The sequence below is a fragment of the Metabacillus hrfriensis genome (assembly GCF_030127205.1).
Lineage (GTDB): Bacteria > Bacillota > Bacilli > Bacillales > Bacillaceae > Bacillus_P > Bacillus_P dongyingensis.
The window spans coordinates 4,997,931-5,024,132 of sequence record NZ_CP126116.1 but is presented as its reverse complement, the minus strand read 5'-3'; the positions used below and the strand labels follow the sequence as shown (position 1 = coordinate 5,024,132).

At 40.8% G+C, this 26,202-nt stretch carries 20 protein-coding genes, 1 pseudogene and 1 riboswitch; of the genes and pseudogenes, 9 read left to right on the top strand and 12 right to left on the bottom strand.

The window, feature by feature from the left end:
• Nucleotides 1-353: 353 nt before the first annotated feature.
• The 6 genes from QLQ22_RS24795 to QLQ22_RS24770 all read right to left on the bottom strand — a co-directional run bounded on the left by QLQ22_RS24795 (nucleotide 354) and on the right by QLQ22_RS24770 (nucleotide 9,720).
• Nucleotides 354-2,456, bottom strand: a complete 2,103-nt coding sequence (locus QLQ22_RS24795) for a polysaccharide lyase family 8 super-sandwich domain-containing protein (protein ID WP_284015778.1) — start codon at nucleotides 2,454-2,456, stop codon at nucleotides 354-356.
• Nucleotides 2,457-2,679: 223 nt separating this feature from the next.
• A complete protein-coding gene (locus QLQ22_RS24790; protein ID WP_223438791.1) occupies nucleotides 2,680-3,906 on the bottom strand; it encodes a glycoside hydrolase family 55 protein in 1,227 nt (408 codons plus the stop codon).
• A gap of 187 nt (nucleotides 3,907-4,093) precedes the next feature.
• Entirely contained in the window at nucleotides 4,094-5,209 is a 1,116-nt protein-coding gene (locus QLQ22_RS24785; protein WP_284015777.1) for an acyltransferase, read from the bottom strand.
• A gap of 320 nt (nucleotides 5,210-5,529) precedes the next feature.
• Entirely contained in the window at nucleotides 5,530-6,690 is a 1,161-nt protein-coding gene (locus tag QLQ22_RS24780; RefSeq protein ID WP_284015776.1) for an MGDG synthase family glycosyltransferase, read from the bottom strand.
• 26 nt (nucleotides 6,691-6,716) lie between these two features.
• Nucleotides 6,717-9,041, bottom strand: a complete 2,325-nt coding sequence (locus QLQ22_RS24775) for an ABC transporter permease (RefSeq protein ID WP_284015775.1) — start codon at nucleotides 9,039-9,041, stop codon at nucleotides 6,717-6,719.
• A 4-nt stretch (nucleotides 9,042-9,045) separates the two neighbouring features.
• Nucleotides 9,046-9,720: an ABC transporter ATP-binding protein gene (locus QLQ22_RS24770; protein WP_223438787.1), complete on the bottom strand. Its 675-nt coding sequence runs from the start codon at nucleotides 9,718-9,720 to the stop codon at nucleotides 9,046-9,048.
• A 696-nt stretch (nucleotides 9,721-10,416) separates the two neighbouring features.
• On the opposite strand from QLQ22_RS24770, the gene QLQ22_RS24765 reads away from it, so the two are divergent.
• From QLQ22_RS24765 to QLQ22_RS24740, 7 genes and pseudogenes are all read left to right on the top strand, one after another.
• Complete coding sequence (locus tag QLQ22_RS24765; RefSeq protein ID WP_223438786.1) at nucleotides 10,417-11,778, top strand: glycosyltransferase family 2 protein; 1,362 nt, start codon at nucleotides 10,417-10,419, stop codon at nucleotides 11,776-11,778.
• 44 nt (nucleotides 11,779-11,822) lie between these two features.
• The gene (galU, locus tag QLQ22_RS24760; protein ID WP_223438785.1) at nucleotides 11,823-12,716 is read left to right on the top strand and encodes a UTP--glucose-1-phosphate uridylyltransferase GalU; all 894 of its coding nucleotides are present in this window, start codon (nucleotides 11,823-11,825) and stop codon (nucleotides 12,714-12,716) included.
• Between the two features lie 62 nt (nucleotides 12,717-12,778).
• Complete coding sequence (locus QLQ22_RS24755; RefSeq protein ID WP_223438784.1) at nucleotides 12,779-14,116, top strand: UDP-glucose dehydrogenase family protein; 1,338 nt, start codon at nucleotides 12,779-12,781, stop codon at nucleotides 14,114-14,116.
• A 639-nt stretch (nucleotides 14,117-14,755) separates the two neighbouring features.
• A pseudogene (locus QLQ22_RS25230) lies at nucleotides 14,756-14,861 on the top strand (malate:quinone oxidoreductase); the annotation flags it as partial.
• A complete protein-coding gene (locus QLQ22_RS24750) occupies nucleotides 14,854-15,018 on the top strand; it encodes a malate:quinone oxidoreductase (protein ID WP_349654967.1) in 165 nt (54 codons plus the stop codon). The pseudogene QLQ22_RS25230 and the gene QLQ22_RS24750, both read left to right, overlap by 8 nt.
• Nucleotides 15,019-15,190: 172 nt before the next feature.
• Nucleotides 15,191-15,859: a YdeI/OmpD-associated family protein gene (locus QLQ22_RS24745; protein WP_223438782.1), complete on the top strand. Its 669-nt coding sequence runs from the start codon at nucleotides 15,191-15,193 to the stop codon at nucleotides 15,857-15,859.
• A gap of 120 nt (nucleotides 15,860-15,979) precedes the next feature.
• Nucleotides 15,980-16,171 carry a hypothetical protein gene (locus tag QLQ22_RS24740; RefSeq protein ID WP_223438781.1) on the top strand — a complete coding sequence of 64 codons (192 nt, stop codon included), beginning with the start codon at nucleotides 15,980-15,982 and terminating at the stop codon, nucleotides 16,169-16,171.
• A 61-nt stretch (nucleotides 16,172-16,232) separates the two neighbouring features.
• On the opposite strand, the gene QLQ22_RS24735 is transcribed toward QLQ22_RS24740, so the two are convergent.
• The 4 genes from QLQ22_RS24735 to QLQ22_RS24720 form a co-directional block, all read right to left on the bottom strand.
• Nucleotides 16,233-18,176, bottom strand: a complete 1,944-nt coding sequence (locus QLQ22_RS24735; protein WP_284015774.1) for an ABC transporter permease — start codon at nucleotides 18,174-18,176, stop codon at nucleotides 16,233-16,235.
• Nucleotides 18,166-18,927, bottom strand: coding sequence for an ABC transporter ATP-binding protein (locus QLQ22_RS24730; RefSeq protein WP_223438779.1), 762 nt, complete (start codon nucleotides 18,925-18,927; stop codon nucleotides 18,166-18,168). Before QLQ22_RS24730 ends, QLQ22_RS24735 begins: the two co-directional genes overlap by 11 nt.
• Nucleotides 18,928-19,028: 101 nt before the next feature.
• Nucleotides 19,029-20,033 (bottom strand): sensor histidine kinase, encoded by a 1,005-nt coding sequence (locus QLQ22_RS24725; protein WP_252207783.1) that lies wholly within the window; start codon nucleotides 20,031-20,033, stop codon nucleotides 19,029-19,031.
• Nucleotides 20,030-20,719, bottom strand: coding sequence for a response regulator transcription factor (locus QLQ22_RS24720; RefSeq protein ID WP_284015773.1), 690 nt, complete (start codon nucleotides 20,717-20,719; stop codon nucleotides 20,030-20,032). The genes QLQ22_RS24725 and QLQ22_RS24720 overlap by 4 nt, the downstream gene beginning before the upstream one ends.
• 164 nt (nucleotides 20,720-20,883) lie before the next feature.
• A riboswitch (SAM riboswitch) is annotated at nucleotides 20,884-20,988 on the top strand.
• An 80-nt stretch (nucleotides 20,989-21,068) separates the two neighbouring features.
• Between QLQ22_RS24720 and mmuP the strand changes: the two genes are divergently transcribed.
• Nucleotides 21,069-22,472 (top strand): S-methylmethionine permease, encoded by a 1,404-nt coding sequence (gene mmuP, locus QLQ22_RS24715; protein WP_223438776.1) that lies wholly within the window; start codon nucleotides 21,069-21,071, stop codon nucleotides 22,470-22,472.
• Entirely contained in the window at nucleotides 22,447-23,421 is a 975-nt protein-coding gene (gene mmuM / locus QLQ22_RS24710) for a homocysteine S-methyltransferase (protein ID WP_252207779.1), read from the top strand. Before mmuP ends, mmuM begins: the two co-directional genes overlap by 26 nt.
• 981 nt (nucleotides 23,422-24,402) lie before the next feature.
• Here the strand turns inward: mmuM and QLQ22_RS24705 are convergent.
• Both QLQ22_RS24705 and QLQ22_RS24700 read right to left on the bottom strand, forming a co-directional pair.
• A complete protein-coding gene (locus QLQ22_RS24705; protein WP_284015772.1) occupies nucleotides 24,403-25,611 on the bottom strand; it encodes an MFS transporter in 1,209 nt (402 codons plus the stop codon).
• A gap of 12 nt (nucleotides 25,612-25,623) precedes the next feature.
• Nucleotides 25,624-25,974 (bottom strand): MarR family winged helix-turn-helix transcriptional regulator, encoded by a 351-nt coding sequence (locus tag QLQ22_RS24700; RefSeq protein ID WP_223438773.1) that lies wholly within the window; start codon nucleotides 25,972-25,974, stop codon nucleotides 25,624-25,626.
• Nucleotides 25,975-26,202: the final 228 nt, after the last annotated feature.

Genomic DNA, 26,202 nt, shown 5'->3' with positions numbered 1-26,202 from the left:
ATTGCGATAGACGGATCGTTTTTTAAAGAGAAAGAAATGAAAGACCGCACAAATAGATCTCATTTGTGCGGTCTTTTTGTCACGGGTAACAAAATAGATACCTCATGATGATAAGTACGGTGAGCCGTATCATAAAGTAAGGATAGAATTTTTAAGGATCAAGTCAAAAAATAGAAAAGAACCAGTTCAATAGCTGAACTGGTTTTAACTTGTAATTCTAAGAGATTTATTCATTTTAAAGTAACTTCCTTTACGGATTGTCCAACTATTATAAAAAAGCAATCATTCGCATAATGGATGTGGAAGTCTCATATTTAGTTCCATAACATGATCAATTCCATACAGGTTTATTATTAGAATGCTTCATATTTTCCATTGATGATTCCTTCCTTATCTTCCCAATCGATCAGGGTTCTCTCCCTGTTGTCTATTTCCTTTTTAACGATTAACTTAAGCTCTTTTTTAGAATCATTCGCCGCTTTTGCTTTGATGATCCATTCATTTCCATCCCGTTTAAGCTGGAGGGCAGCAGGCTGGTTCATGCTGATTTTTACACCATAAGGCGTTTTGAACGTATCAGCATTCCAGAATACTGCCTCAGTTAATTGGAGCTCGGTGTTTTCGACTGCCTGGACATTGGCGTTATTGCTAATGATATGAATGGGGGAATCGTTTTTTATAGTATTGAATTCCTCTTTAGAGGCACCGGGCAGAACGATATATTGATAGCGATTATGCTCCGGTTTGGATCCGTGATTGATCCATAAGCCCAGTACCTTTTTTTGTACAGGGGATTCTCCATCATAACGTTGATTGATTTTTTTCCAGCTGGCTTCCCGTTTGTTAAGCATCAGGTGGATGCGGTCGTTTTTTCCGGGAAACAGGTAGCCGATGCCGTCGTGATACACCCAGCTGGGTTTGTCAATCGTTTGGTGAGTGGAATCTGCCAAGCTGGATGTTTCCGACGTTTCTACAGGCTGATTCCAAATCCGCTGGTCGATGGTCGTGACGATCGGATCGCTGCTATTGGATTGTATATCGGCTCCAAGTGCTGCGATGGTGTCACCGAAAAAGAACCATGATTTCTTCGCTGATAGTTCTTTGTAATTCATATTCATTGCAGAGATCCCATTTTTGCCATCACTGAACATAAGCGTTTCATTGTTTTCGCCTGAAAGCGGTTCTTTCTTTTCATCATTATGGACAACGGTTGTTCCAGGGATTTTGCGCCAATCCCATACCGGGAAGATTCCTGCATACCCGTTGCCTTTCAAATAGAAGAGATTGGCTCCGTCCGCTATATGACGATTATTGATTCCTTCTCCGTTGTAATAAGGTTCACTGGAGTTCATTTCCTCTGGCAAGATTCGAACCGAGCTATAGTAATCCTTTTGATGATGAACCATCAGTCCTGATGTGTCATAAGCTTTATTGCCAACAAACGGGGGACGCTTTCCTTCCAAGCGCCCGATCATGCGTTCGAAATCATCTTTCCGGCTGGTTGGGAGCTGTTCCATCATCCTGGCAATGGATATCACATCTTGCAGCTGATTATTCTTTCTTGTAATCCCTCTTCCTAATGAGCTGTAGTCAATGGTGTCACCGGCAATAAACCATTGAATTCCATCCAGGATAAAGTGAGATAACAATTGATAGTCTTCATTGGAAAAAGAGTACGGTGTTCCGTGTACGAAGGTAAACATACTGGCCGTCTCTAATGAATAGCGAATCCCGTATGTACCGGTCTGAACAGATTGTTCATGCTGATGAAAGGTCATATCAGGCTGAATGCCGATACTGCTTACCTTTAATGATTCTTTAATTGCAGAGACGGCTTGATTGATCATCCCGGAATCTTCTTGCAGTAAAGCGGTAATAAAGTTAACTTTTTCAGCTTCTATCAAGTTCACCCCGTTTAAAGGAGGGGATTTGGATTCAGTATATTCCTGCAGCAGTTTTATGGAAGCTTCCTCGGTGTATTTTGGGAGTTCCTGATCCATTAGAAACAGGATATTACTTAAGATCATAGGAATCCTTAGTCTGTTCCACCACCAATTTTCAGCTTGCACAGGGTGCTGATTCCAGTACTCCAGTCCTGCCAGGATTTCATTTTTCAGTTTTTTATCATGATAGCTTGCGTGATTTTTAGAATGATAGGCTTTTGCCATGGTCTCCAATCGTTCTAGGTGACTGACGGTTTCCCTTGGATTCTCAGCTTTATCTGAATAAGCAATATCCGAGAATTTGCCTTCACTGTTCAGTTTTTTTTGCAGGGAAGAGGTGTCGATATCGCTGCCGGAGTCCGTTAAATAGGTCCAATACCGTTTTTTAAGTTGTGGCAGGTAGTCTTCCCTTTGAGGCTTTTCCCCTTCATGATCCAGCGTTAAGACCATAATGATGACCGAGATCAGTATGATCGTCAGTGATATCAGCGTTGTCTTCTTTGATATGTACAATCGTCTCACCTGTCATCCTGTTGTTTGTATAAATAATAAAAAATTCCTTTCTAACATAACATATAGATGGGTCCCCATGATGGCTCAAATCCAAAATGATATGGGGATGTAAAATAACAGGCTGGACGTTACAATTCAACAAAATTTGTGACAAGCGAGAGTAAAAAAGGTAATGTTTCGTTAACAAAAAAATAGCTTCTCTGAGGAAGCTATTCTCTTCATTTTATCTCGCCTGAATCCCATTGCTTGTTAATCGATCCACATTGTTATAGGTATTTCCAGAAAGCGTAAGCTGTTTTACTTCAGCTGCAACGTTAATTCCATAGCGGCCATTTTTCAAAGAATTATCCTTGATGGAAATGTTGGAGAATTGATTTGTGCCATCATAACCTTTGTTGATCCGGATCAGATCTGTGGATTGTGAAGATTCACGGCTGGCTACAGAATTATTGATGACTTTAATATGGTTTCCGCCGGCGATGTCAATGGCTGCAGAATACCTGCCAATACCGCCGATCGTATTTTCAGTGATTTCGACATTATCGCTGTAGACCGAAATGGCAGACCACATATCATACTCGTTTGTTTCTTTATACGTGTCATAGAAATTATTCTGATGGAAGCTATTGCGTATATGATTGTTAGCAATGACCGCTCCCGGTGATTGGATTTTAATAGCTCGTTTATGATTTTTTTCAAATGTATTATGCTTAATCGTAACTTGTACGTCATTTTGAAATCCTTGGACAACGATGCCGTCTCCATCGTCCTTTGGCCCGATTTCTGATATCAGCGAATGCTGGATTGTAATGTTCTTGCTCGCCGGTTGAGAAGATAAGGCAGGACTGATTAGAATACCGCGCGCTACTTTATGGTTCCAGCCGACGTTTGATGTCATATTTTTGGCATAGACATGTTTGATGGTGAGGTGATCGAACAGCGCATCCTGAACTCCCCCTTCTATACGAATGGCGATCGGTGTAGAAGTAGACATTTTGGAATGATCAGGCTGACTGAAATGGGTAAGAAGGACATCTGTTACCTTCAGATTCCCTGTGCCATTCATCACAGTCATGCCTCGCAAAAACGTAAGATTGCCATCTATCGTCAAGTCATGGATCGTAATATTGTCGCCATAGATTCTAAACATCGTATCACCGGCTCCGTTCGCCTTGATGACAGCATCTGTTCCATACACTTCTGTGTTTTCTTTTACCGTCAGCGTATCGGTGATGAGATAGGTACCCTCTGGAAAATAAACAGTTTTATTCTTTCCGTAATAGAGAGCTTTTTTGATGGCTGCTGTGTCATTTGTGTTCCCATCACCGACAGCTCCATAGTCTTTAACATTTATCAAACCATTTTCTGCATTAACAAATCCTGACGCCCATCCAGCACAAACACACAGTAAAATCATGGCAGCAACAATCAGTCCTTTACTTTTGCTCATGAAACTTTCCTTTCTTTCTGTATAAAATAAAAACTCTATCCTCAAAAGTATCGGACAGGTATTGAACTTTTACACAAAAAAGAAAGGTTTTTTTAATAATTTTTACCTATTAACCTATCAAAGCATAGACCCTAAGGCCAATATGTCAAAAAAGAAAGCAGTCAAGGTGACTGCTTCCTTATCAATCTTACGCCGATGCTTTTTGCTCCCGCTGTACGGCTGGCTGCTTTTTATTATTCTTGATTTTTGGAACAGGAATAATGAATCCGCTGAACGGGATGAATTGAAGAATACGAATAAATACCGATGCAATCACCATTACGGCAATGAACATCAGAGGAACATATTCTAGCTGCCAGTAAGTTTCCGGAAGATGGCGGGCAAATAAATAAAGAATCATTGGATGAACCAAATAAATTCCCATGGAATATTGACCGATGACGGTTAACGTCTTTTTCACAAGGCTGAGTTTGGCCAGCAGCGGGTAAATTCCGATAATCGCAATGCTTAGGGCAGGAATGTTAAATAGATTCGTCAATCTTCGATTTGATACGTATCCAATTGTTTGATACTCATACACTGCACCAGCTGAAACCAGAAGGATCACAGCAAGCATTTTCCAAGGGCGTTTCGTCGCGAAACCGACGATCTCATCCCAGAAGTACGCCATAAATCCGCCAAAGGCAAAATAAAAAATCCAGATGGGCATAAAGGATTTGCCCGTAAGGAACTCACCAAGCTTTCCTTCGATTCCAGGATTAAAGCTGTATAAGTTATAGCTGATGATAAGCGCAATGACCGTGAATACCAATACTAATGTCTGTGTCCGGAAAATCTTCTGCAAGAATGGAAAAATAAGATAGAACTGAACAACTATTGCTACGAAATATAAATGATAAAATGAGTCTCCCATAAGAACTTTGGTTATCTCATCCACAGGGTCTCCGAGTGTCTGCATATCGTAATAGTAGAGAAGACAGCGGTAAGCTGCACTCCAAATCAGAAAAGGGAGTACGATCTTTAAAAATCTCGACTGCAGGAATCGTCCCAATTCAAATCCTTTTCTTTTTACTTGATAAAAGAGCAGGAACCCGCTGATGACGGCAAAAATGGTTGTACCGAAACGGCCATATTGATTCATGAAATACGTAAACCAGTTCCATGTCTCTTCGTTCATTCCATAGTTTGTTGCAGATACGTGAACGCCTACCACCAGTAAACAGGCAAAGGCACGCAAGAAGTGAATTTCAAAAATGTATTTATTTTGTGCGGGTGATTTTTGTTCTCCTGTTTTAGATGTCATGTTATTTTCCCTCCTACATGTTGGAAATCCGGGCTGATGAACAAAAATGAAAATAAACAGTGATTTTATACCGATAGCAGATTTGTAAGGACAAATGTGTCTTTTACCATAGATTGATAGATCCGGTTAATGTAAGATAATGCATGTATACAGAACTGGTTTCATACAAGCAATAAAAGGAAAACATTATGATGAAAAGCGAGAAATTATTATGACTATTTTTTTTGAATTCTTTCGGGACGTTTACCACATTATTTATAGCGGCATCATGTTAATCGGCTGTTGTTTTATTTACTATCACCTGTTTAAGAAGCGATAAACTAAAGGCTTTTATATAACTTCGAAAATAAATCATCAATAAATTGAAGCTGTTCATTTTGATTTTCCTGTAAATATGCTTCGGTCAATAAGCTTGCGAGTTCCTTACAGGATGAAACATCGATGTTTCTTAAAAATTCATATCTTGATTTTTTCATAAAGAATTGGGTGCTTTCATCATTCATGACAGTCTGCACTTGATGTTCGACTGGACGGTTTGGATCCAATCTAAAGACTAATCCTTCTCCTTCCAAATACCTCATATTCTTTTCCTCTTGACCCGGCAGCACAGAATGAACAAAGATCGGAAGCATTTTTTTGATTGCTTCGCCAACCGTTATTCCGCCTGGCTTTGTAATCAGGGCATCTGCCCAGTTATATAGGTGGTTCATTTGTTCTGGTTCTGTGATGTACGACATTCCTGTAATATTTGGATTCTTCATGGTCTGAACATGATCAAATAGTTCCATATTATGACCGCAAAGGATTTTATACTCAACATGGTTGGAAGACTTCGAGACTAGGGACTGCAATGAATCCCCCAATCCCAGACTTCCGCCGCTGACGAGGACATGAAGCTTGCTTTCCTTCTTCATTGGCTTACGCCTCTTATACGCATCATTCGTCAATATCCCTGAAATCTTGACAGATGGGGGATCTGCACCTTCGTTTATCAGCTTTTGCTTCATAGCAGCTGTAGGCACAATATGCATATTAACGTGCTGCTTTCCCCAAACACCATTCACAAAAAAATCTGTATATATATTGATGACAGGTGCTTTAGTGACCCCATAGCCTTTCAGCTTATCTACTAAAAAAGAGGAGAAGCTATGGGTGCAAACGATGACATCCGGCTGCTGCTCTTGCAGAAGCTGCTCCATCTTCTCTAAAAAAAGGGTCTCGTAAAGAGAATGCAAAAAGGTTTTATTTCTTTGGAAGAAAGAAGAGTACATCCAGCTGTAGGCAGATGGCCACTTCGTTATCCATTTTAAGTAAAGGTTTGATGTGAACTTTTCCAGTGACGTGTTCGCATAACTAAGAAAATCCACTTTTTCACATTGGATGTCAGGGTCCTGTTTATGAAAGGCTTCTATTAATGCATCAGCCGTCCGGTGGTGACCCGATTCCATTTGAAAGAGCGGCAGAACTAGCACGTGTTTCATGAATCAATCCCCCAAGGAAATAATGGTTACAGTATTTCGTTTATATTCTTTTTGAGAGTCTTCCTAACAGGGACGATACTTGCTGCAAATCCGATCAGAATACTGACGCATAGCCAAATTAAACTACCTTCCTTTGAGAGGTGCGGCTGTAAAGGGAATTGCAGTAAGGAATCTCCGATTTTCCATGCGAGCAGCCAGTTAAGGGGATAGGCAATGACACACGCTAACCCCCAGCCCAGCAATGCTACGATGGTGCTTTCCCCAATGAATAAGCCATATATCTTTGCATTTGAGCCTCCAAGGCTTCTCATGATCCCTATTTCTTTTGTTCTCTCGTAAATATTTATGCTGACAGCAATCATGAGATTGGCAATCCCAACGATAGAAAACAGCAATCCAATGCATACGATCGTCATGATGACGAGTCCGATCATTTCTTTCGGACGGGAATTCATTTCCACAACCGTTTCGGACCCTTCCACAAATATTCCTGCAGAAGATAATTCATTTTCTCCTTCATTCAGAAGAGATTGAACTCCTTGATTCCTTTGTTTTTCCACCAGCAGACGATTAATGGATTGCTGGCCCAGCCACCCCTGATAGGATTTCTGATCCATGTAAACAGATGGGCCTGTAAGGGAGCCTTTAATAATACCGGCAACCCTCCATTCCTTGTTTTCTTGTCCAATCCGCAAATGGATGGTGTCCCCAGGTGAAAGAGGTCCAATTTTTTCTTCCAGCTCTGTGTTGATCACGATTTCATCAGGATGTGACGGTTTCAGCCACCTGCCTGTTACTGGGTCTGGATTTATGAATTCTGACGTTGCCGGCAGGGAGTATAGTAATGAATTTATAGGATCAGAGGAAGAAGGATCCATGACTTCTGTATTTCTTTTCGTCCATCCTTCCACTTTGCGTACCCCGTTGATCTCTCCGGCAAGAGAGGTGATATCTTCTTTTGGAAGCGGGCTGTTTACAGACCATTCAACATCATGCTGCCAAAAATCATCCATATCATTCATTAAATGCTGAAGGGACTGATGCAGCGAGAAGCACGCAATAATGACCGCTCCTCCAAAGGAGAGCATGAAGATGTTCATGAGTGATTGGGATTTTTTTGATAAAGTGTTTCGAAAGGACAGCAGAGATAGGTGAAAAAAACGTCTGCGGCTTTTTCCCGCTTTTTTCATGTTCAACTGTCCAGACCTTTTCAATCCTTCCGCTATTGGGGATGATATCAAGCTTCTGACAGGTACAATCGCACCTAAATAAGGCAGGCTGAATGATAGGATGAACATCGCTATCGCAAGCCTTGGTGATATCCATTGTGAAAATCTGCCCCCGAAATTCAACTCTTCTCCCAAGTAGGAAACGAAATACCGTGAAACAAGGCTTATAATCGGAATTGACATCATACTTAACAGCGTTCCGATCACGATGATCAATAAAACGTATTGCTTCCAAAGATGCGAATCTTTTGCTCCAACAACTTTTTGAATGCTCAGTGAATAGATATCCTCGGATAGTATGCGATAGAAAAGATGTACGATTAAGATGAATCCAAGAACGAATGCAAAAATACCCAGTAAAATAAAGAGATTCAATAACGAGTTAACCATTGTTTCTCTAATGAAAAACGTTTCAGAAGAGGTTTCACTTCTGTAGACAGTGATGCCGTTATCTTCGAGACGTTTTTGGACTTTCTGAACAACATCCTTCCCGTTATAACCGTCTTTCAATGTCATGTGGATCATGTTCTTCGAAAGAGGGATATTCAATTCCTTCGCCATTGCTTCCGAAATATAGCCATATCCGATTCCGCTGTATTTCGTCGGAATTCTTGATGGATCTTGAACAATACCGGTCATAGAAAGAGAAGTTCCTTTTTGATGATCAGGAAGGATGATTTTCATTTTTTCACCCAAGTTGAAACCCGTGTCCCCGGAAGTGGATGTTTCGATCCAAATGCCTTTATCCGCTAAAGAAGAACCCTTTATGAGCTGAATTTTATTAATCTCATAAAGCGAATTTGGTTTTACCAGTAATTGAAGATTTATATAGTTTCCATCCAGCTTTGCACGGCTTCTTATCTGTGTCTTTGCTTCAGCGTGTTTGACTCCTTTCATAGAAGAGACAAAATCAATTTCCTTATTAAAATGACCAGTGTAATAGGTTATATCCGCAATGGCTGATTTTTGCTGGCTGGTCTGCAGCAGCTGCTGAAACAAATATTTCGAGTTCACCAGTGTTCCAACTGAAACCAAGCAAAAAAGAAAAGAACCTATCATTAATAATGCTTTTGTTTTTTGATGAAAGAAGCTTCTCATGGCAAGTCTCAAATATATAGGCATTCAATCACTCCGTTTTATGGACTTCATATACGGATCCATCTTGAACTTGGAGTCTTCTTGAGACCTTCCCATAAAAATCGAGATCGTGTGTGACAAACAGTACTGTTTTACCGGTCTCGGCAAGTACCTGAAAGAGGTTAAAAATCTCTCCGGATGTTTGAGAATCCAGATTACCCGTAGGTTCATCTGCGGCAATTACCGGAGGATCATTGGCAAGTGCCCTGGCGATGGCCGTTCGCTGTCTTTCCCCGCCTGAAACAGATTCCGGAAACTGATTTGCTTTCATGAATAATCCGGTTTGCTCTAAAAGGTCCAGTGCACGCTGCCTCTTTCGTTTTCGATTTTTGGAAAACTCCATCGGAAGCATCACATTTTCAACCAGGGTCAGGGTTGGAATAAGATGAAAGGATTGAAACACGATCCCAACATTTGTTCCTCTCCATTTTGTCAGGGCTCTGTTTGAAAATCCGGCGATATCCTTTCCATCTATTTTCACGGTTCCGGATGTCGGAGCCTCTATGCCGGAAAGAATATGCAACAAGGTAGATTTCCCGCTTCCTGATTTTCCGAAGATCCCGACCAATTCTCCCTTATTTACTTCGAATTGAACGTTCTTCAATGCGTAATCCTGATGTTCTCCATTAGGATATTTTTTCGATAAATTTTTCACCTCTATCATAGAAAGGCTCCTTTCAGGGAACAACTCTCCCCATATATAGCACTCAAATAGGGACCCTGCAACAGACGTCAAAGAAAATGGTGGAAAAGTATGAACCTTTTTTCACAAAGAAATTGTCCCGTATTTACATATAAATTTACCGGCAAGCAGCAGGGAAATCATAAAAAGGGATATCTATCACATGTGTTTTGGAAGAAACTAGAATTGAAAGCGCATTTATCAAACGAGGGTTAGCCCTCATGTCTCATTTTTTAAATAATTTTGTCAAAAAATCTCTCAAAAATGTAGAAAAAACACGAAATGAAAAAAATAGAAAAAAATTCAACTCTATTCTTTTCTGAAATATTACAAAAATTTTTTGATTGTAAAGAAGGGGACAAACGTCTGACCTCTAAAGGTCTTTCATGACGGAAGCGAATACTTATTAGATCGGATTAGTGGGAAATATTTCAATTATATTACATAGTAAAAGAATTATAACAACTAACTTGACACCGTTTCCAATGCTATTACAAAAGGGATGCTTTCAATTCAATCAAAAAAAAGTGAGGATAGTCACAGGGAATAAAGATAGATTGCAAGACTTAGAAGCCTTTCATAAACTCGGTATGTGAACTAATCGTCAAAAAATCAGAATCGGGGAGAGTATAGCCAGCCAGCTATGAATTAAATTTACGATGAGAGAGGAGAATTCGAATGGCCAAAATGGAACAAGATCTTTCAGGTGGAATGGCAGCAGTATCCCTTCAAACTCAGAAGAAACTTTCTATGAGGGAGAAAACATTTGTTATTACGCTGTTTCTGCTGACGGTCTCAGCCCTTTTCTATGTGAACTGGACAGCTTCAGATAAGCTGAACTTAACAATAGGAATTTACGGTGCCGTCATGATCAGTTACCTATTAGGAAAAATGCTTTTATCTTTTAAATACCAGGAAATCATGGAAGACCCGCCTGATCTGAAAGTCTCTGTCATCATTCCTTCTTATAATGAAGAGCCTCACGCAGTATTGGGAACAATCGAAAGTATATTGAAGCAGGACTATCCGGTTCACGAAATTTTTGTCATTGATGATGGAAGTAAAGATGTTTCCGCCTATCACGCTGTTCTGAAATTACAAGATAATTTAAAAGCTGGAGTTGGAGCGACGTTATCGGAAATCAAAAAGGATAACCCTTCCTTCCAAATGCCGAATCTTATCGTGCACCGTCTGCCGCAAAATCAGGGGAAGCGTCATGCTCAAATCTGGGCATTTGAAAGAGCTACCGGAGATATATTCATTACAGTCGATTCAGATTGTACAGTATTCCCGAATGCGGTTAGAGAGTTGTTAAAACCTCTGAATGACAATGAAGTAATGGCAACGACGGGACATGTAAACATCAGAAACCGTACGGACAATGTTCTGACTCGCCTGATTGACATGCGTTATGATAATGCATTCCGTGTCGAGCGTGCAGCGCATTCCGTTACGAACAATGTATTGGTTTGCAGTGGACCGCTTAGTGCTTACCGGCGCGAAGTCGTCATGAAAAATTTAGATCATTATGGAAGTCAGACATTCCTGGGACAACAAGTGCAGCTTGGAGACGACCGCTGTTTAACGAATTATGCGATCCGGGAAGGAAAGACGTTATATCAATCAACGGCCCGATGCATCACAGATGCACCGACAAGCCTTAAAACCCTGATTAAGCAGCAAAATCGCTGGAACAAATCCTTTTTCAGAGAAAGCTTGATCGCCTTGAAGATCGGATTGCAAAAACCGAATGTGTTTGTGTGGGTAATGCTCGAATTGTTCTTGTGGCTGGCCTTTGGAGTATCGCTGATTTTTGCGATTTATTATACTTCGACTACGATGGGACTAATTATGCTCGTCTATTACTTGGCATACGTGGTGATATCTGCTTATGCACGAAATGTTTTCTACGCTTACAAGCGGCCATTCACCTTCCTGCTTGCGCCGATATATGGAATTCTATTCCTTGTAATCCTATGCCCAATGCGTTTCTGGGCACTGTTGACACTTCGCTCAACTTCTTGGGGCACTCGCGGCTAAGCAGAGCGTAACGTAAAATACGAATTTCTAAGGAGATGTTTAAAATGAGAGTTCGTAAAGCTATCATTCCTGCAGCTGGTTTAGGTACAAGATTTTTGCCGGCTACAAAAGCTCAACCTAAGGAAATGCTGCCTATTGTAGATAAGCCAACCATTCAATATATCGTAGAGGAAGCTGTCAAATCTGGCATTGAAGATATTCTCATTATCAGCGGCAGAGGAAAACGCGCGATTGAAGATCATTTTGACAAATCCTATGAATTAGAAGAAACTCTCTTTAAAAAAGAAAAATTCAATAGATTGGAAGAAATTCAAGACATTTCTAACTTAGCGAACATCCATTATGTTCGTCAAAAAGAACCAAAAGGCCTTGGTCATGCGATTGGCTGTGCGAGCCGTTTTATTGGCAACGAGCCATTTGCTGTTTTGCTTGGAGACGACATTGTCCAGTCTGAAACGCCTTGCTTAAAGCAGCTGCTTGATGTCTTTAATATCTATCAGTCATCCGTATTAGGCGTACAGGAGGTTCCAGCAGAGGATGTATCCAAGTATGGAATCGTCGCCCCCCTCGAAAACATGCTTGATGAACAACTTGTCGCCATTTCAACCGTTGTCGAAAAACCGGAGACTGAATGTGCACCATCCAATTATGCCATTATGGGACGCTACGTGCTGACACCAGATATCTTGCCGATTTTAGAAATGCTGCCGCCGGGATCCGGTAATGAAATTCAACTGACAGATGCGATCAAAATTTTAAACGAAACACAAAATGTCCTGGCGTATAAGTTCTCTGGAAAAAGGTATGATGTGGGGGATAAATTCGGATTTATCAAAGCAACGATAGATTTCTCCCTGCACCGTCCGGACTTGAGTGAGAATGTGAGAGATTATCTTAAAGAGCTTATGGAAGAAAAAGAACTCGTCTCCAGCTCTTAACATATCAATGGTTTACTTGAGGATAATTGAAGAAATAGCGATCTTTTTGAGGAGGAAAAACGATGAAAATTGCTATTATTGGAACGGGTTATGTTGGCCTTGTGACGGGAGTTTGCCTTGCAGAAATCGGACATGAGGTAACATGTATTGATACCAATCTAGAGAAGGTTGACCAGCTTAAAAAAGGAATTTCTCCTATCTATGAACCAGGATTAGAAGAACTAATGGAGAAGAACCGCGCGGCTGGCCGCCTTGAATTTACAAACAATTCCATCATCGGTCTTAAAGACCAAGAAGTAATCTATATTGCTGTAGGCACCCCGCAAAGTGAAGACGGTGCAGCAGATCTGACCTATGTGTTCAACGCTGCCCGCAACATCGGAGAGAACATCACAAGAAATGTGGTGGTAGTGACGAAGAGTACAGTGCCGATCGGTACAAATGCGAAAGTACGTCAATTAGTGATGTCCAATCTTCAAGACAACGTCTGTGCAGAAGTTGTATCCAATCCTGAGTTCTTGCGTGAAGGTTCGGCCATCCATGATTCTTTTAATGGAGACCGCATCGTAATCGGAACAGACAATCAAGAAGCAGGGGACATTGTGGAAGAAATCAACAAGCCATTTGGACTGCCTATCTTGCGAACAAGCCTTCACAGTGCAGAAATGATCAAATATGCATCTAATGCTTTCCTGGCAACAAAGATTTCATTCATAAATGAAATTGCCAATCTTTCTGAAAAAACAAATGCCCATATCGAAGAGGTCGCCAAAGGAATCGGCATGGACTCAAGAATCGGAAACAAATTCCTGAATGCTGGGATTGGGTACGGAGGATCTTGCTTTCCTAAAGATACACAGGCACTTGTGAAAATCTCCGAGGACTGCAATCATGATTTCCATTTATTGAAGTCTGTCATTACAATTAATGAAAATCAAAAGACTCTTCTTGTGAGAAAAGCAAAAGAGCGCTTCGGAACACTGAGAGGAATGAAAGTCGCTCTATTGGGACTTGCTTTCAAACCTGATACAGATGATATGAGGGAAGCAGCCAGCATCTCGGTAGCCCACGAACTCGTAGAAGAAGGAGCAGAAGTGATCGGATATGATCCAATCGCTGCGGATAATGCAAAAAAAGTTCTGCCTGAGGAAGTGCTGTATGCCGATCAAATCGAGGAAGCGATAAAACAAGCAGATGTTGTGTTCATTTTGACAGAGTGGAAAGAAATCGTAGAGAAAACGCTCATCCTTTCCACTCTGTTCATGAACGAGCCAATCATTTTCGACGGACGCAATTGTTATACAAATGAGGATCTATACAATCTGGAAGTTGAATATATTTCGGTTGGAAGAGAGAACCTGTCAAAGATACGGGAAAACAGAGTGGCCGCTGTCATTTAATCGCTTACCACCTTTTAAGGAAGGACTCATTTACGAATGAGTCTTTTTTTTGTTAAATGATAAGGTATAGGCCGAACTTCAAGTTCTCCCGGCTGCATTCATAAAAAAGTTGGAGGGGAAAATGGAAATTCTTTGTTCGGCAAAGTTAATATGCAATTCTTCACTAATCTCTTCTTAATACTTCGTTTTAATAAACTCATGCTCATAAATATGGGGCAGTATGTCAGATGCCGTTCACTTCTTATTTTGTTTTTTTCAAAGATATTTAATAATCCAGAGGAATTAGTAATACCAATTCGATCAACACTGTGGTTGATTCTAGCATCCGCTCTATAATGCATATAGCGAATGAATTTGATATAGATGAAGCATAGACTTTTTAAGAAAGCATGAGATAAAAGTTATTAATATAGGATGAGCAAGCTTTATGGATGAATGATAAAGGTCTCTGGAACGAACCTCTCACTTTTTTACATGATTCGATAATAGTAATATTTCATCTATTTCTAAAAGACTGTGATAAAGTTATAAATAAAAAGAAAAAGTGTATGTTCCAAGATGGCGCCTGCTTTTTGTGACACTGAAGCACTGCACGTTTTTGCAAATTTAGGGGATAATGATGGGTAATATGAGCAGCTTATAAACAAAACAGACGTGATCTTTAATTGGTGCCGGAGTGATGAGTGCGACTTTGGCATCCTTATTGAAAGAGTTAGCACCGAAAGGGAAGAAGGTTTTTGAGAAGTGCAGTTGCTGCCTTGCGCGGCGCTTCCCGAGGGGCTTCTGCTGCCATTTTGCTCGAGGTATTCAATAGATGCTTCCGGCAGCATATGACAGCATGGGCACAGAAAATAAAAGAAATAATTCCTTCTTATTGCATGTCACTAGCTGACATCCTATAAGCTTTTCCAAAACATATATCTTCAACAGCGCAGACGCTTGGCAGAAACAAAAGTATGTAAATGAAAAAGATTAAGAAGTTAGGGAGGCTTCGGTGAGCCTTATCATATATAAAGCATCCGGAATTTTTTCTTAAACAAAAAAATCTAAGCATAAATGAAACGGGAGATAACGATGGCTAAATCAATCACAGAAAAGTTAAACTTACTAAAATATAAAGAGACAGCTGTTCTGCACTTACCAAATGGAGCAGATTATTTAGCAGAACTAACGGATTATGATACAGAATTAGCTGATCATGCTTATGACCTTATTTTTGCATTTGTATTAGATATGAACTCTCTAAAGAACCTTGTAAAAAAGGTTATCGATGAAAATCATTTAAATAAAAACGGCTATCTCTTTTTGGCTTATCCTAAAAAGGGAAATAAAGTATATCCTGACTATATCCATCGAGATGATCTATTAGCTGGGTTAGGGGCAGATGAAAATGGCTATGTTGGGACAAGCAGTATAAAATTTGCCCGTATGGTCGGATTGGATGATGTCTTTACGGTTGTTGGTCTAAAAGAAGACTCTAAAAGCAAAAATCACACATCTGCAAAAGCAAGTCAATGTGTGGATGATTATATCGAATTTATATCCGATGTAGAGAAAGATTTGCAGGATACTCCAGATTTACTTGCTTTCTATCAATCACTCACCCAAGGATATCGTAAGGATTGGGCCCGTTATGTGTATAGCGCTAAACAAGAGGGAACAAGAGCAAAACGGCGCGATGAAATGAAAATGATTCTTGGGAAGGGTTTCAAGAGCCGGGATTTATATCGCAGGAATAAATAATGATATAGAAACGAAGGTGCCTTGCACTCCTGAACTTTTGACATTTTCATTGATGCATTTTTAAAGAATTAAACTGCTATCGGCAGATAAATTTGATATCTGAAAGGAGTTAACCTTCATATGAAGTACCTAAAATCACAGATGAAACAGCTGATTAAAGAAAATCAGGAATTGCAATTTAAACTGAATGGACTGATGAAGGAACATAGCCTTGAGAAAAACTTTGCCCTCAAAGCCCTGTACCATGCAGAAGTTGCTGAAGGCGGGAAATATCAGCTTGCCTATCAAGCATTGGACTTGCCGAAAAGGTAGGTACCGTTGCTTCAGGTCATAAGAAAAAGGCTCCAGCTGCAGCTGGAGCCTTTTTTGCATTTTACAAAGCTTCTTTAATCACTTTCTTATAATAAAGCACAGAAAGCACCCCGAAAATCGAATACAATCCAGTGTATAACACCATAACAATAATCATCGGAGTCCAAACCTCAGCTCCAAATAAAAACCAGCCCGATTGTACGGCAAAATAGCTGTGTAATAACCCGATCACTAAAGGAATTCCAAAACTGAAGAGCTGTTTAGCCTGTATGCCTTTCAGCAAGTCTCCCTGTGTAAAGCCAAGTTTACGCAAGATGGTGTAATTCGGTTTTTCCTCTTCGCTCTCGCCCATTTGTTTAAAGTAAAGAATGCATCCGGATGTGACCAAAAATGACAGCCCAAGGAAGCCGACAATAAACATGGTCATCCCTATGTTGCGCTTCTGGCTGTTCAGAACTTCAAGCTGGGAATCGTTTGGGTTGTTTTCGCCAAGTTTTAAGGACGTGAAAATGGTATTGGCTTCTTTTAATTCGCCCTGATCCGCTATTTCAACAGCAATATAAGTAGATGTCGGCAGCTGAACATCAGGATCCATATCCTTTTTCAGCTGCTTAAAGACCGAATCATCGACAATGGCTGTCGGCATTCCGCCGGCTGTAAAATAAAAGGACACGGGAGAATCTTTTTCCATTCCCAAGTACGTTTGCTTAATGCTTGTTGTTTTCCCAAGCAGTGTAACGGTTCCTTTATCATCAAGCGGCATAAATTTTTGGAGCAGATCGCTGTAGCCTGTGAAGATCGTTTCGTCCTTTGAAAGATTTTTCCCTGCGGATTTTTCACTGATGACAGGCAGAGTCATCTTGCTGGGATCAAATTTCACTCCTTCAAGTTTGGCACTGAAAATGTCGCTGATATCCACTTCAGCCATGAATACATCAATTCGTTCATCCTCATACGCTATCCCAGCAGATTCCAGAGATTTTTCAAACTGTGCAGCATCTTCGCTTTCAGTAAAGGAAAAGTCAGCGGGTACTTGATTTTGTGCGGTTTTTTCTGCCGAGTAATAAGAGATGTAGCTCAGGGACAGCAATCCAATCGCCAGTGCCGAGACAGTCGTAATGATTGTCAGCAGCAGGGCATTTGATTTCATCCGGAACATGATGGATGAAAGAGACAGAACCTCGCCAACCTTCAAATAGCCATCTTTTTTCTTTCTGATGAGATGGAAAATAAAGCTGACGGACCCTTTGTAAAAAAGATAGGTTCCAAGGATGACAGAACCAAGAATAAACAGCATGGCGCCATATAAAGCTATCATGGATTTAAAGTCTCCTCCAAAAAGCTTAGAGGAAATATAATACCCGGCCGCAATCATAATGATGCCCAAAATGCCAATGGCCATTTCGAAAAAGGACATCTTTTTTACTTTCTCTTCTGCTGATGAGAGCACTCTGAACAGTGAGAGGATGCTCTGTCTTTTAATAAACAGATAGTTTATCAGCATGATGAGAAGGTAAATGACGATAAAGACAATCAGTGTCTGAATGAACGCCTGGGTGGAAAAGTGGAGTTTAGCTACGTCATCCACGCCAGTAATTTTGAATAAGATCATCATCACCAGTTTTGATGCCGCAAATCCTGTGAAAATACCAAGGACTAAAGATCCAAAGTACAGCAGAAAGTTTTCTGCCGTTAAAATGCGGAAAATCTTATGCTTTGTCATGCCGATCAGCTGAAACAGCCCAATCTCTTTGCTGCGGCGTTTAATGAAAATGTTATTGGCGTAGAGCAAAAAGATCGTCACGATGGCAATCAGCAGGACAGATGCAGCCCGGATGGCGGCGCCGCCTTTGATAGAACCCTTTACCGCGTCCATGGAAGGATCATATTGCAGAGTGACAAAAGCAAAATAAAGCGCAACGCTGAAAATGAGGGCAAAAATATAGAGAAAGTAGTTCTTTATATTTTTTTTCAGGTTTTTTATGATCAGTTGATTAACGTTCATCCTGAACACCGCCCAGAACGCCTTGCGTTTTCATGATGTCTTTAAAGAAAGCCTGTCTTGTTTGCTCCCCTTTGTTCAATTGTGTGTAGATTTGTCCGTCTTTTATAAAGATGACTCTGCTGCAGTAGCTTGCCGCAGCAGGATCATGCGTGACCATGACAATGGTAGCTTTTCTTTTTTCATTAAGTTCGGTCAACTTATTCAGCAGGTCAGCAGCGGATTTAGAATCAAGCGCGCCTGTTGGTTCATCGGCAAAAATGATGCTTGGCTCATGAATAAAGGCACGTGCTGCAGAAGTACGCTGCTTCTGTCCCCCGGAAATTTCATTCGGATACTTATCTTTTAACTCGTAGATGCCGAGCTCATTTGCTAATGCATGAAATTTCTGATCCGCTTCTTTTTTAGGAACCTTTGAAATGGAAAGCGGCAGCAGAATATTTTCTTTTACTGTCAGTGTGTCCAGAAGGTTATAATCCTGAAAAATAAATCCGAGATGATGCTTTCTGAATTCAGCAAGCTCTTTTTCCTTCATGCCCGTCATTTCTTTGTGTTCAATTTGGATGGTCCCGCCGCTCACTTTATCAATTGAAGATAGAACATTCAGCAGCGTTGTTTTCCCTGAGCCGGACGCACCCATAATGCTCACAAATTCGCCTTCTTGTATCGTAAGGTCAATTCCTTTAAGGACTTCCTGTTTATTCAATTTATTTCCGTAGCTTTTATGGAGCTTTGATGCTTCTAATATCGCCATACTTGCTTCCTCCTCTTAATTCGATAGCTTAATTATAAAAAGAAGAAAGGTCCTTTTCCTTTTATTGTGCGAACAAAATAGAAAAGCATGTGACATTCTTGTCACACGCTAATGACGGCTGCAAAGTCATTTCTTTTTGGGAAAATTAACGTAAATGCTGTTTCTGTGTGGATAATAGACTGTACGTGAATATCAATCAGCAGCGGTATAGCTGCTTTTTTAGCCAGATACAGCCCCATTCCTGTAGCAGCATGATCATGATGGTTTATGGTCGATGTGAAGCCTTTATCGAATATGCGGGGCAGGTCCTTTGGATCAATGCCCCGGCCGGAGTCTTTCACCTGAACTCTTACTTGATCACCCTGCTTCCAGCATTTTATGATAATGTCAGACGCCACGCTGTATTTCACTGCATTCGTTAAGATTTGTCTAATAATAAAGGCAAGCCATTTCGCATCACTAAGGACTTCCTTTTGATCAAGCTGAATGTCAAAACCAATCCCTTTTTGAATACACCATGCCTGAAGTGTTTTAATTTCACTGAAAATCACGCTTTCCAAATCAACCGTTTCAATGTATAAATCATTTTCAATAAACGGAATTCGTTTTTGATGCAGCTGCTGGTCAAGCAAAAGGTGAATCCGCAGCCACTCATACGTCAAATGAGTTTTCATCACATCGTCTTCCATGCGTTCGATCATTAAATGCATGGCAGTGAGCGGGGTCTTCACTTCATGAATCCACGATAACAGTTCATCTTTTTCCTGTTCAAGCGAAATTCTGTTGTGCAAAGCATCTTTTTTCAGGGACTGCGCCTGTTCGCTGAGCGTCTTTTCAACCAATTGTTCAAACGGGCTTTCCGGAGCTGGAATGCTTGATATATCAAGGTTGTTTTCCCGATCTGCCAGACTTTTATAAAAAGCAGTTTCTTTGTTGTACCGAACAGATAAGAAGATAATAAAAGCGATCATGGAAAGAAAAACAATATACAGGACTGACTGCACTGGAATGGCTGAGTCAATGAAAGCGATAAATAGAATAAAAAAATGAATGATAATAAAGAACAGAATCCAGCTCCGGCGCTCTTTTAAGAAACGGAGAATCATACCATTTCCTCTTCTGCCGCAAGATATCCCTGGCCTACTTTTGTCTCAATAAATTGACCAAGACCAATTTCATCCAGCCGTTTTCGCAGGCGATTGACATTCACTGTTAACGTATTATCGCTTATGAAGCGTTTATCATCCCACAGGCTGTTCATGAGCTTGTCCCTGCTGACAATTTTGTTTTTTTGTTCAATCAATAGTTTAAGAATGAACATTTCATTCTTTGTCAGTTCAACGGAACCGGTTTCGTTCGTAACCGTATTTCGCTCATAATCAACCGCAGCATTGCACCATGTTTTCAGACTTACTTGCTCTGTATTGTAGTTATAAACACGGCGGAGAATGGCCTGGATTTTCGCAATCAGCACATCAAAGTGAAAGGGCTTTTGAACAAAATCATCAGCACCAAGCTGCATAGACATGACCATATCAGTCGGATGATCCCGCGAGGAGAGAAAAATGATCGGCACATTCGAATGCGACCGGATCATCCGGCACCAATGAAAGCCGTCAAACTTCGGCAGCTGAATATCAATGATGACCAAATCTGGCTTTACGGCTGAGAATTCCTGCATGACTTTATTAAAATCTGTAATGCCATAAACATCATAAGACCACTGATTTAATCGTTCTTTGATTTCATTAAACAGGGTTAAATCATCTTCAATTAATAGAAGTTTAAACATGAGTTTCACCACACTATAAGGTTTCTTTTACAATTATTGTATAGGAAAACAATTCTGTGTGCTATAGATGGGCTTGACAAGATGTCAGAATACATAAGTGAACGGAATATTCATACTAATCTTGACATTGATTCAATAGATTGCTATTGTAGTAAAAAAATAATTTCTTATCCAGAGAGGTGGAGGGACTGGCCCTTTGAAACCTCAGCAGCAGGTCTATTAAGATACTGTGCTAACTCCAGCGGGTGAATTGACCTGATAGATAAGCGTGCCTTTTATTTGTCAGTAACGCACTCTTTTTAAAGAGTGCGTTTTTCATTTTTTTGGATGTGAAAAAAGGGGAGTAAAAATGGAAGCTAAGCAGCAATTTCAAAGGAAAATGCAATCTCGTCATTTAGTCATGTTATCTCTTGGAGGTGTAATTGGGACAGGTTTATTCTTAAGCACGGGTTATACGATTCAACAGGCAGGAGCGTTTGGGACGATCCTGTCGTATCTTGTGGGTGCCCTGGTCGTTTATCTCGTTATGCTTTGTTTGGGGGAATTAGCCGTCCATATGCCGGAGACAGGCGCTTTTCATAGCTATGCCGCTAAATATATTGGTCCAGGGACAGGATATACTGTAGCCTGGCTGTATTGGCTGACTTGGACGGTTGCGTTAGGTTCAGAATTCACGGCAGCGGGGCTGCTGATGCAGAGGTGGTTTCCATCTATTAACGTCTGGATTTGGAGTGCGGTGTTTGCGTTGATAATCTTTGCATTAAATGCTGTGACGGTTAAGTTTTTCGCGGAATCTGAATTTTGGTTTGCAGCGATTAAAGTCGCTGCCATAGTGATTTTTATTCTTTTGGGTGGAGCAGCAATTGTAGGTTTTATTCCTCTGACGGATTCCAATTCAGCTCCGTTCTTTACGAATCTCACAAATGAAGGATTATTTCCAAATGGTGCATTTGCCGTTATTATGACGATGCTTGCTGTGAATTTTGCCTATTCGGGAACGGAATTAATAGGGGTTGCAGCTGGAGAAACAGTCAATCCGGAAAAAACAATTCCAATGGCGATTCGGACAACATTATGGAGATTGATTATCTTTTTTGTTGGAACCATTGTTGTTTTATCTGCACTGCTGCCTGCATCAGATTCAGGAGTTTTAAAAAGCCCCTTTGTTTCTGTATTTGAACGAATTGGTATTCCTTATGCAGCAGATATCATGAATTTCGTGATCTTAACAGCCATTTTGTCTGCAGCAAACTCAGGCCTGTATGCTGCTTCCAGAATGCTCTGGTCACTTTCAGATAAGAAAACCATATCACCTATTTTTGCAAGAGTGTCAAAGCGCGGTGTGCCTATATATGCAGTGATTTTCAGTATGCTTGGCGGCACCCTGGCTTTGTTCTCAAGTGTTATTGCGCCAGATACAGTATATATAGTCCTTGTCTCCATTTCAGGTTTAGCCGTGGTTGCCGTATGGATGAGTATTAGCGTGTCACAGTTTTTCTTTCGCAGACAATATATAAAACAAGGACATTCGATAAAGGACCTGGTTTACCGGACACCTTTCTATCCCCTGGTGCCGATTGCATCTTTTGTGCTGTGTTTAGCATCTTTGGTTGGAATCGCATTTGATCCTGCACAGCGAATTGCCCTCTATTGCGGCATTTCATTTATTTTGTTTTGCTATGGAAGCTATTATGCAACACATTTTATTAAGAAAAGAGGAGAAGGATATGCAGCAGAAACTCAATCCAATTGAAACCATTTTAAGTGACTATTCCGTCATGATCCTTGATGGGGCACTTGCTACAGAACTCGAGCAGCATGGCTGTGATTTAGACGATCCCCTTTGGTCTGCCCGAATATTACTGGAAAACCCCGAAGTGATTTATCAGGTTCATTCAGACTATTTCCGTGCGGGAGCGGACTGTGCAATTACGGCCAGCTATCAAGCAACAATCGATGGTTTCTTGAAGCGGGGAATCGAAGAAGAAGAAGCTGTGCAATTAATAAAAAAAACAGTGGTGATTTCAAGAAAAGCAAGAGATGATTTTTGGAAGGAAGAAATGGAAGCTATTAGACCAAAGCCATTGGTTGCGGCATCAATCGGTCCCTATGGCGCCTATCTTGCAGACGGTTCGGAGTATACAGGCAACTATGGGGTTACGGATGAGGCTTTAAAAGATTTTCATCGTCCCAGAATGTCAGCATTGATTGAAGCAGGTGCTGATATACTGGCATTTGAAACCATTCCTTCTCTTCAAGAAGCAAAAGTATTACGTTCTTTATTGAATGAATTTCCCTATACATATGCATGGCTATCCTTTTCCTTGAAAAATGAGAAAGCGATTAGTGATGGCACTTTGCTCGAGGTGTGTGCAAATACCTTCGGGGACGACGGGCAAATAGCTGCAATTGGGATCAACTGTGCACCACTGGAATTAGTGAATGAAGCCATAAAAGTGATCAGCAGCCATACAAAAAAACCGGTTATTGTTTACCCGAATTCTGGAGAAGCCTACAATCCAGACACTAAAACATGGCATGGCCAGAAATCTTGTCTTGAACTGGATCATCTATCAGAAGACTGGTTCAAGTCAGGTGCCCGCTTAATAGGAGGCTGCTGCCGAACATCACCTCACCATATTGAAAAGATTTCAAAAAAATGGCGGACTAGTGAAAATGTCGTATCCGAGTCTGGGATTTAATAGAATTTGGGGAAGCATGGGGGTCTATGAGTATCCAAGTCTGGGGTTTTGTAGAATTTGGGGAAGCATAAGTGGTCTATGAGTATCCAAGTCTGGGGTTTAGTAGAATTTGGGGAAGCATAGAAGGTCTATGAGTATCCAAGTCAGGGATTATGTAGAATTTGGGAAACATAGGGGGTCTATGAGTATCCAAGTCTGGGGTTTTGTAGAATTTGGGGAAGCATAAGTGGTCTATGAGTATCCAAGTCTGGGGTTTAGTAGAATTTGGGGAAGCATAGAAGGTCTATGAGTATCCAGGTCTGGGTTTTTGTCGGATTTGGGGAAGCATAGGGGGTCTATGAGTATCCAAGTCTGGAATTTTATAAAATTTGGGGAAGCATAGGGGTCTATGAGTATCCAAGTCTGGGGTTTAGTAGAAATTGGGGAAGCATAGGAGGTCTATGAGTATCCAAGTCTGGGGTTTAGTAGAATTTGGGGAAGCATAGAGGGTTAATGAGTATCCAAGTCAGGGTTTTTGTAGAATTTGGGGAAGCATAGGGGGTCTATGAGTATCCAAGTCAGGGTTTTTGTAGAATTTGGGGAAGCATAGGAGGTCTATGAGTATCCAAGTCAGGGGTTTTGTAGAATTTGGGGAAGCATAGGGGTCTATGAGTATCCAAGTCTGGGGTTTAGTAGAATTTGGGGAAGCATAGGGGGTCTATGAGTATCCAAGTCTGGAATTTTGTAAAATTTGGGGAAGCATAAGGGGTCTATGAGTATCCAAGTCTGGGGTTTAGTAGAATTTGGGGAAGCATAGGGGGTCTATGAGTATCCAAAACTGGGTTTTTGTGGAATTTTATGAAGCGTAGGGGGTCTATGAGTATCCAAGTCAGGGATTATGTAGAATTTGGGAAGCATAGGTGGTCTTTAAGCATTCTGAAATTTAATAGATTCAAAGAAAAAGGACATCCCCATTTGGGATGTCCTCTTTCTGCCGGCTCATCAAGCTGATGCAGAAGCATTAACTTTTGCCCATGCCGCACTTTCCCTCTTCCCGTGCAAGAAGTAGTAAAAAACAGAACTGGCAAAGACTAATACGCCTAAAATCACATACAAGGTACTGTATCCTGTCACCGGAATGACAAATCCAAGCAGATAAGGTCCGAACCCTAAACCTGCATCCAGAAAGATAAAGAAAGTCGAAGTGGCAAGACCCATGCGGTGAGGAGGCGTTAATTTAACGGCAATCGCCTGTGTCGCCGACTGCATGTTTCCAAATCCAAGGCCGATCAAAACACCAGAAAGCAAGAAAATGAAGCTAGTGCTTGCCGTGCTCAAAAGGAACATCCCAGCTCCAAATAAGAGGAAGGCAGGATACATAATGAAATTTGCCCCTTTTTTGTCCATTAAGCGGCCGGTAAAAGGGCGTGATGCCAATACAGCTGCCGCATAGACGATGAAAAAGAAGCTTGCTGTGCTGACAAGATGAATGTCCTTCGCATAGAAGTTAATAAAGGACAAAACACTTGAATAGCAAAACGCCGCTGCAAGTGTAATAAATGCAATCGGCAAAGCACTTGGCTCTACAAAATTTGAAAGTTTGAATCCTCGTACTTCTGATTTTTTTACTGAACTATCAAGCGGGGGCACATACAAGAAAAAGGCAATGATTAAACTGATGAAGCCTAATGCAACGCAGAAGGTAAAGATAGTTTGAAAGCTTGCGTGCTGGCTCAAGTACAGCCCGATAAAAGGACCGATGGCTGTTGCAAGAGTTGCACTCATACTGTAGTACCCGATGCCTTCCCCTTTTCGCGAAGCGGGAATAATCTGTGCTACTATTGTGCCTGTTGCTGTACTGGCCATACCCAGTGTAATTCCATGAACAAGGCGGTTGAAAAGAAGGAAGCCAAGGCCAAATTCAAAGAAATAAAAGGCTGTTGTCAGGGTGAACAGGATAAGCCCTGTATACAGGATCTTTTTACGGCTGAAAGTTACAATGAGTCTTCCTATTAAAAGCCGGCCAATCAGTGCGCCTATAATAAAAATCCCGGTTACAAGTCCCGCCTCGCTCGTAGAGGCGCTGTATTCATCCACTGCAAAAACAGCAATAGTCACCATTAACAAGTAAAAGATTAATGTTAAGAAAAAATTGATGGACGACACGACAATAAAGTCTTTCGTCCATAATTTGGATGTTGTCTGATTCATGTTTTTGCCCCCTTACTCTCTAATATTGTTCCGAATATCTCCCATGATCCGGATTACCTCAAGCTGTTCTTCTTCTGAAATACCTTTTAAAATTTCCTGCTCATATTCATCGATTGTTACGCGAACAACCCCGTATACCTTTCTCCCAAGGTCCGTAAGCTGCATTCTCTTTTCGCGCTTATCCTTGCCGGGTATATGCTCTACATATCCCAGTTCCTCAAGGCGGCTGATGGTTCTTGTAACGGTAGGCTTTTCAACACTTTGATAATCAGCAAGCTCAACAAGCGTAGCTGTTCCGTAATTCCATAAATAATGCAAAACAGACCATTGAGCTCTGTATAAATCATGTTTGGCAAGTTCCATATTCAGTCTGTTTTCAAAAGGACGGTATAACAGCAGAAGCTGCTGAAAAAACTTTTGATATGTTTTTATAGGAAACACCTCATTAAATAAATAGTTACCCTGGATAATAGTTACTCTAGGTAACTAATATAACAAAAACAACAGTGTTTGTCTACCAGCTGAAATCCCGAAGATGGATATTGACACAAAACGGGAATATATGTTATTTAATAAGTGGTTAGCACTCTC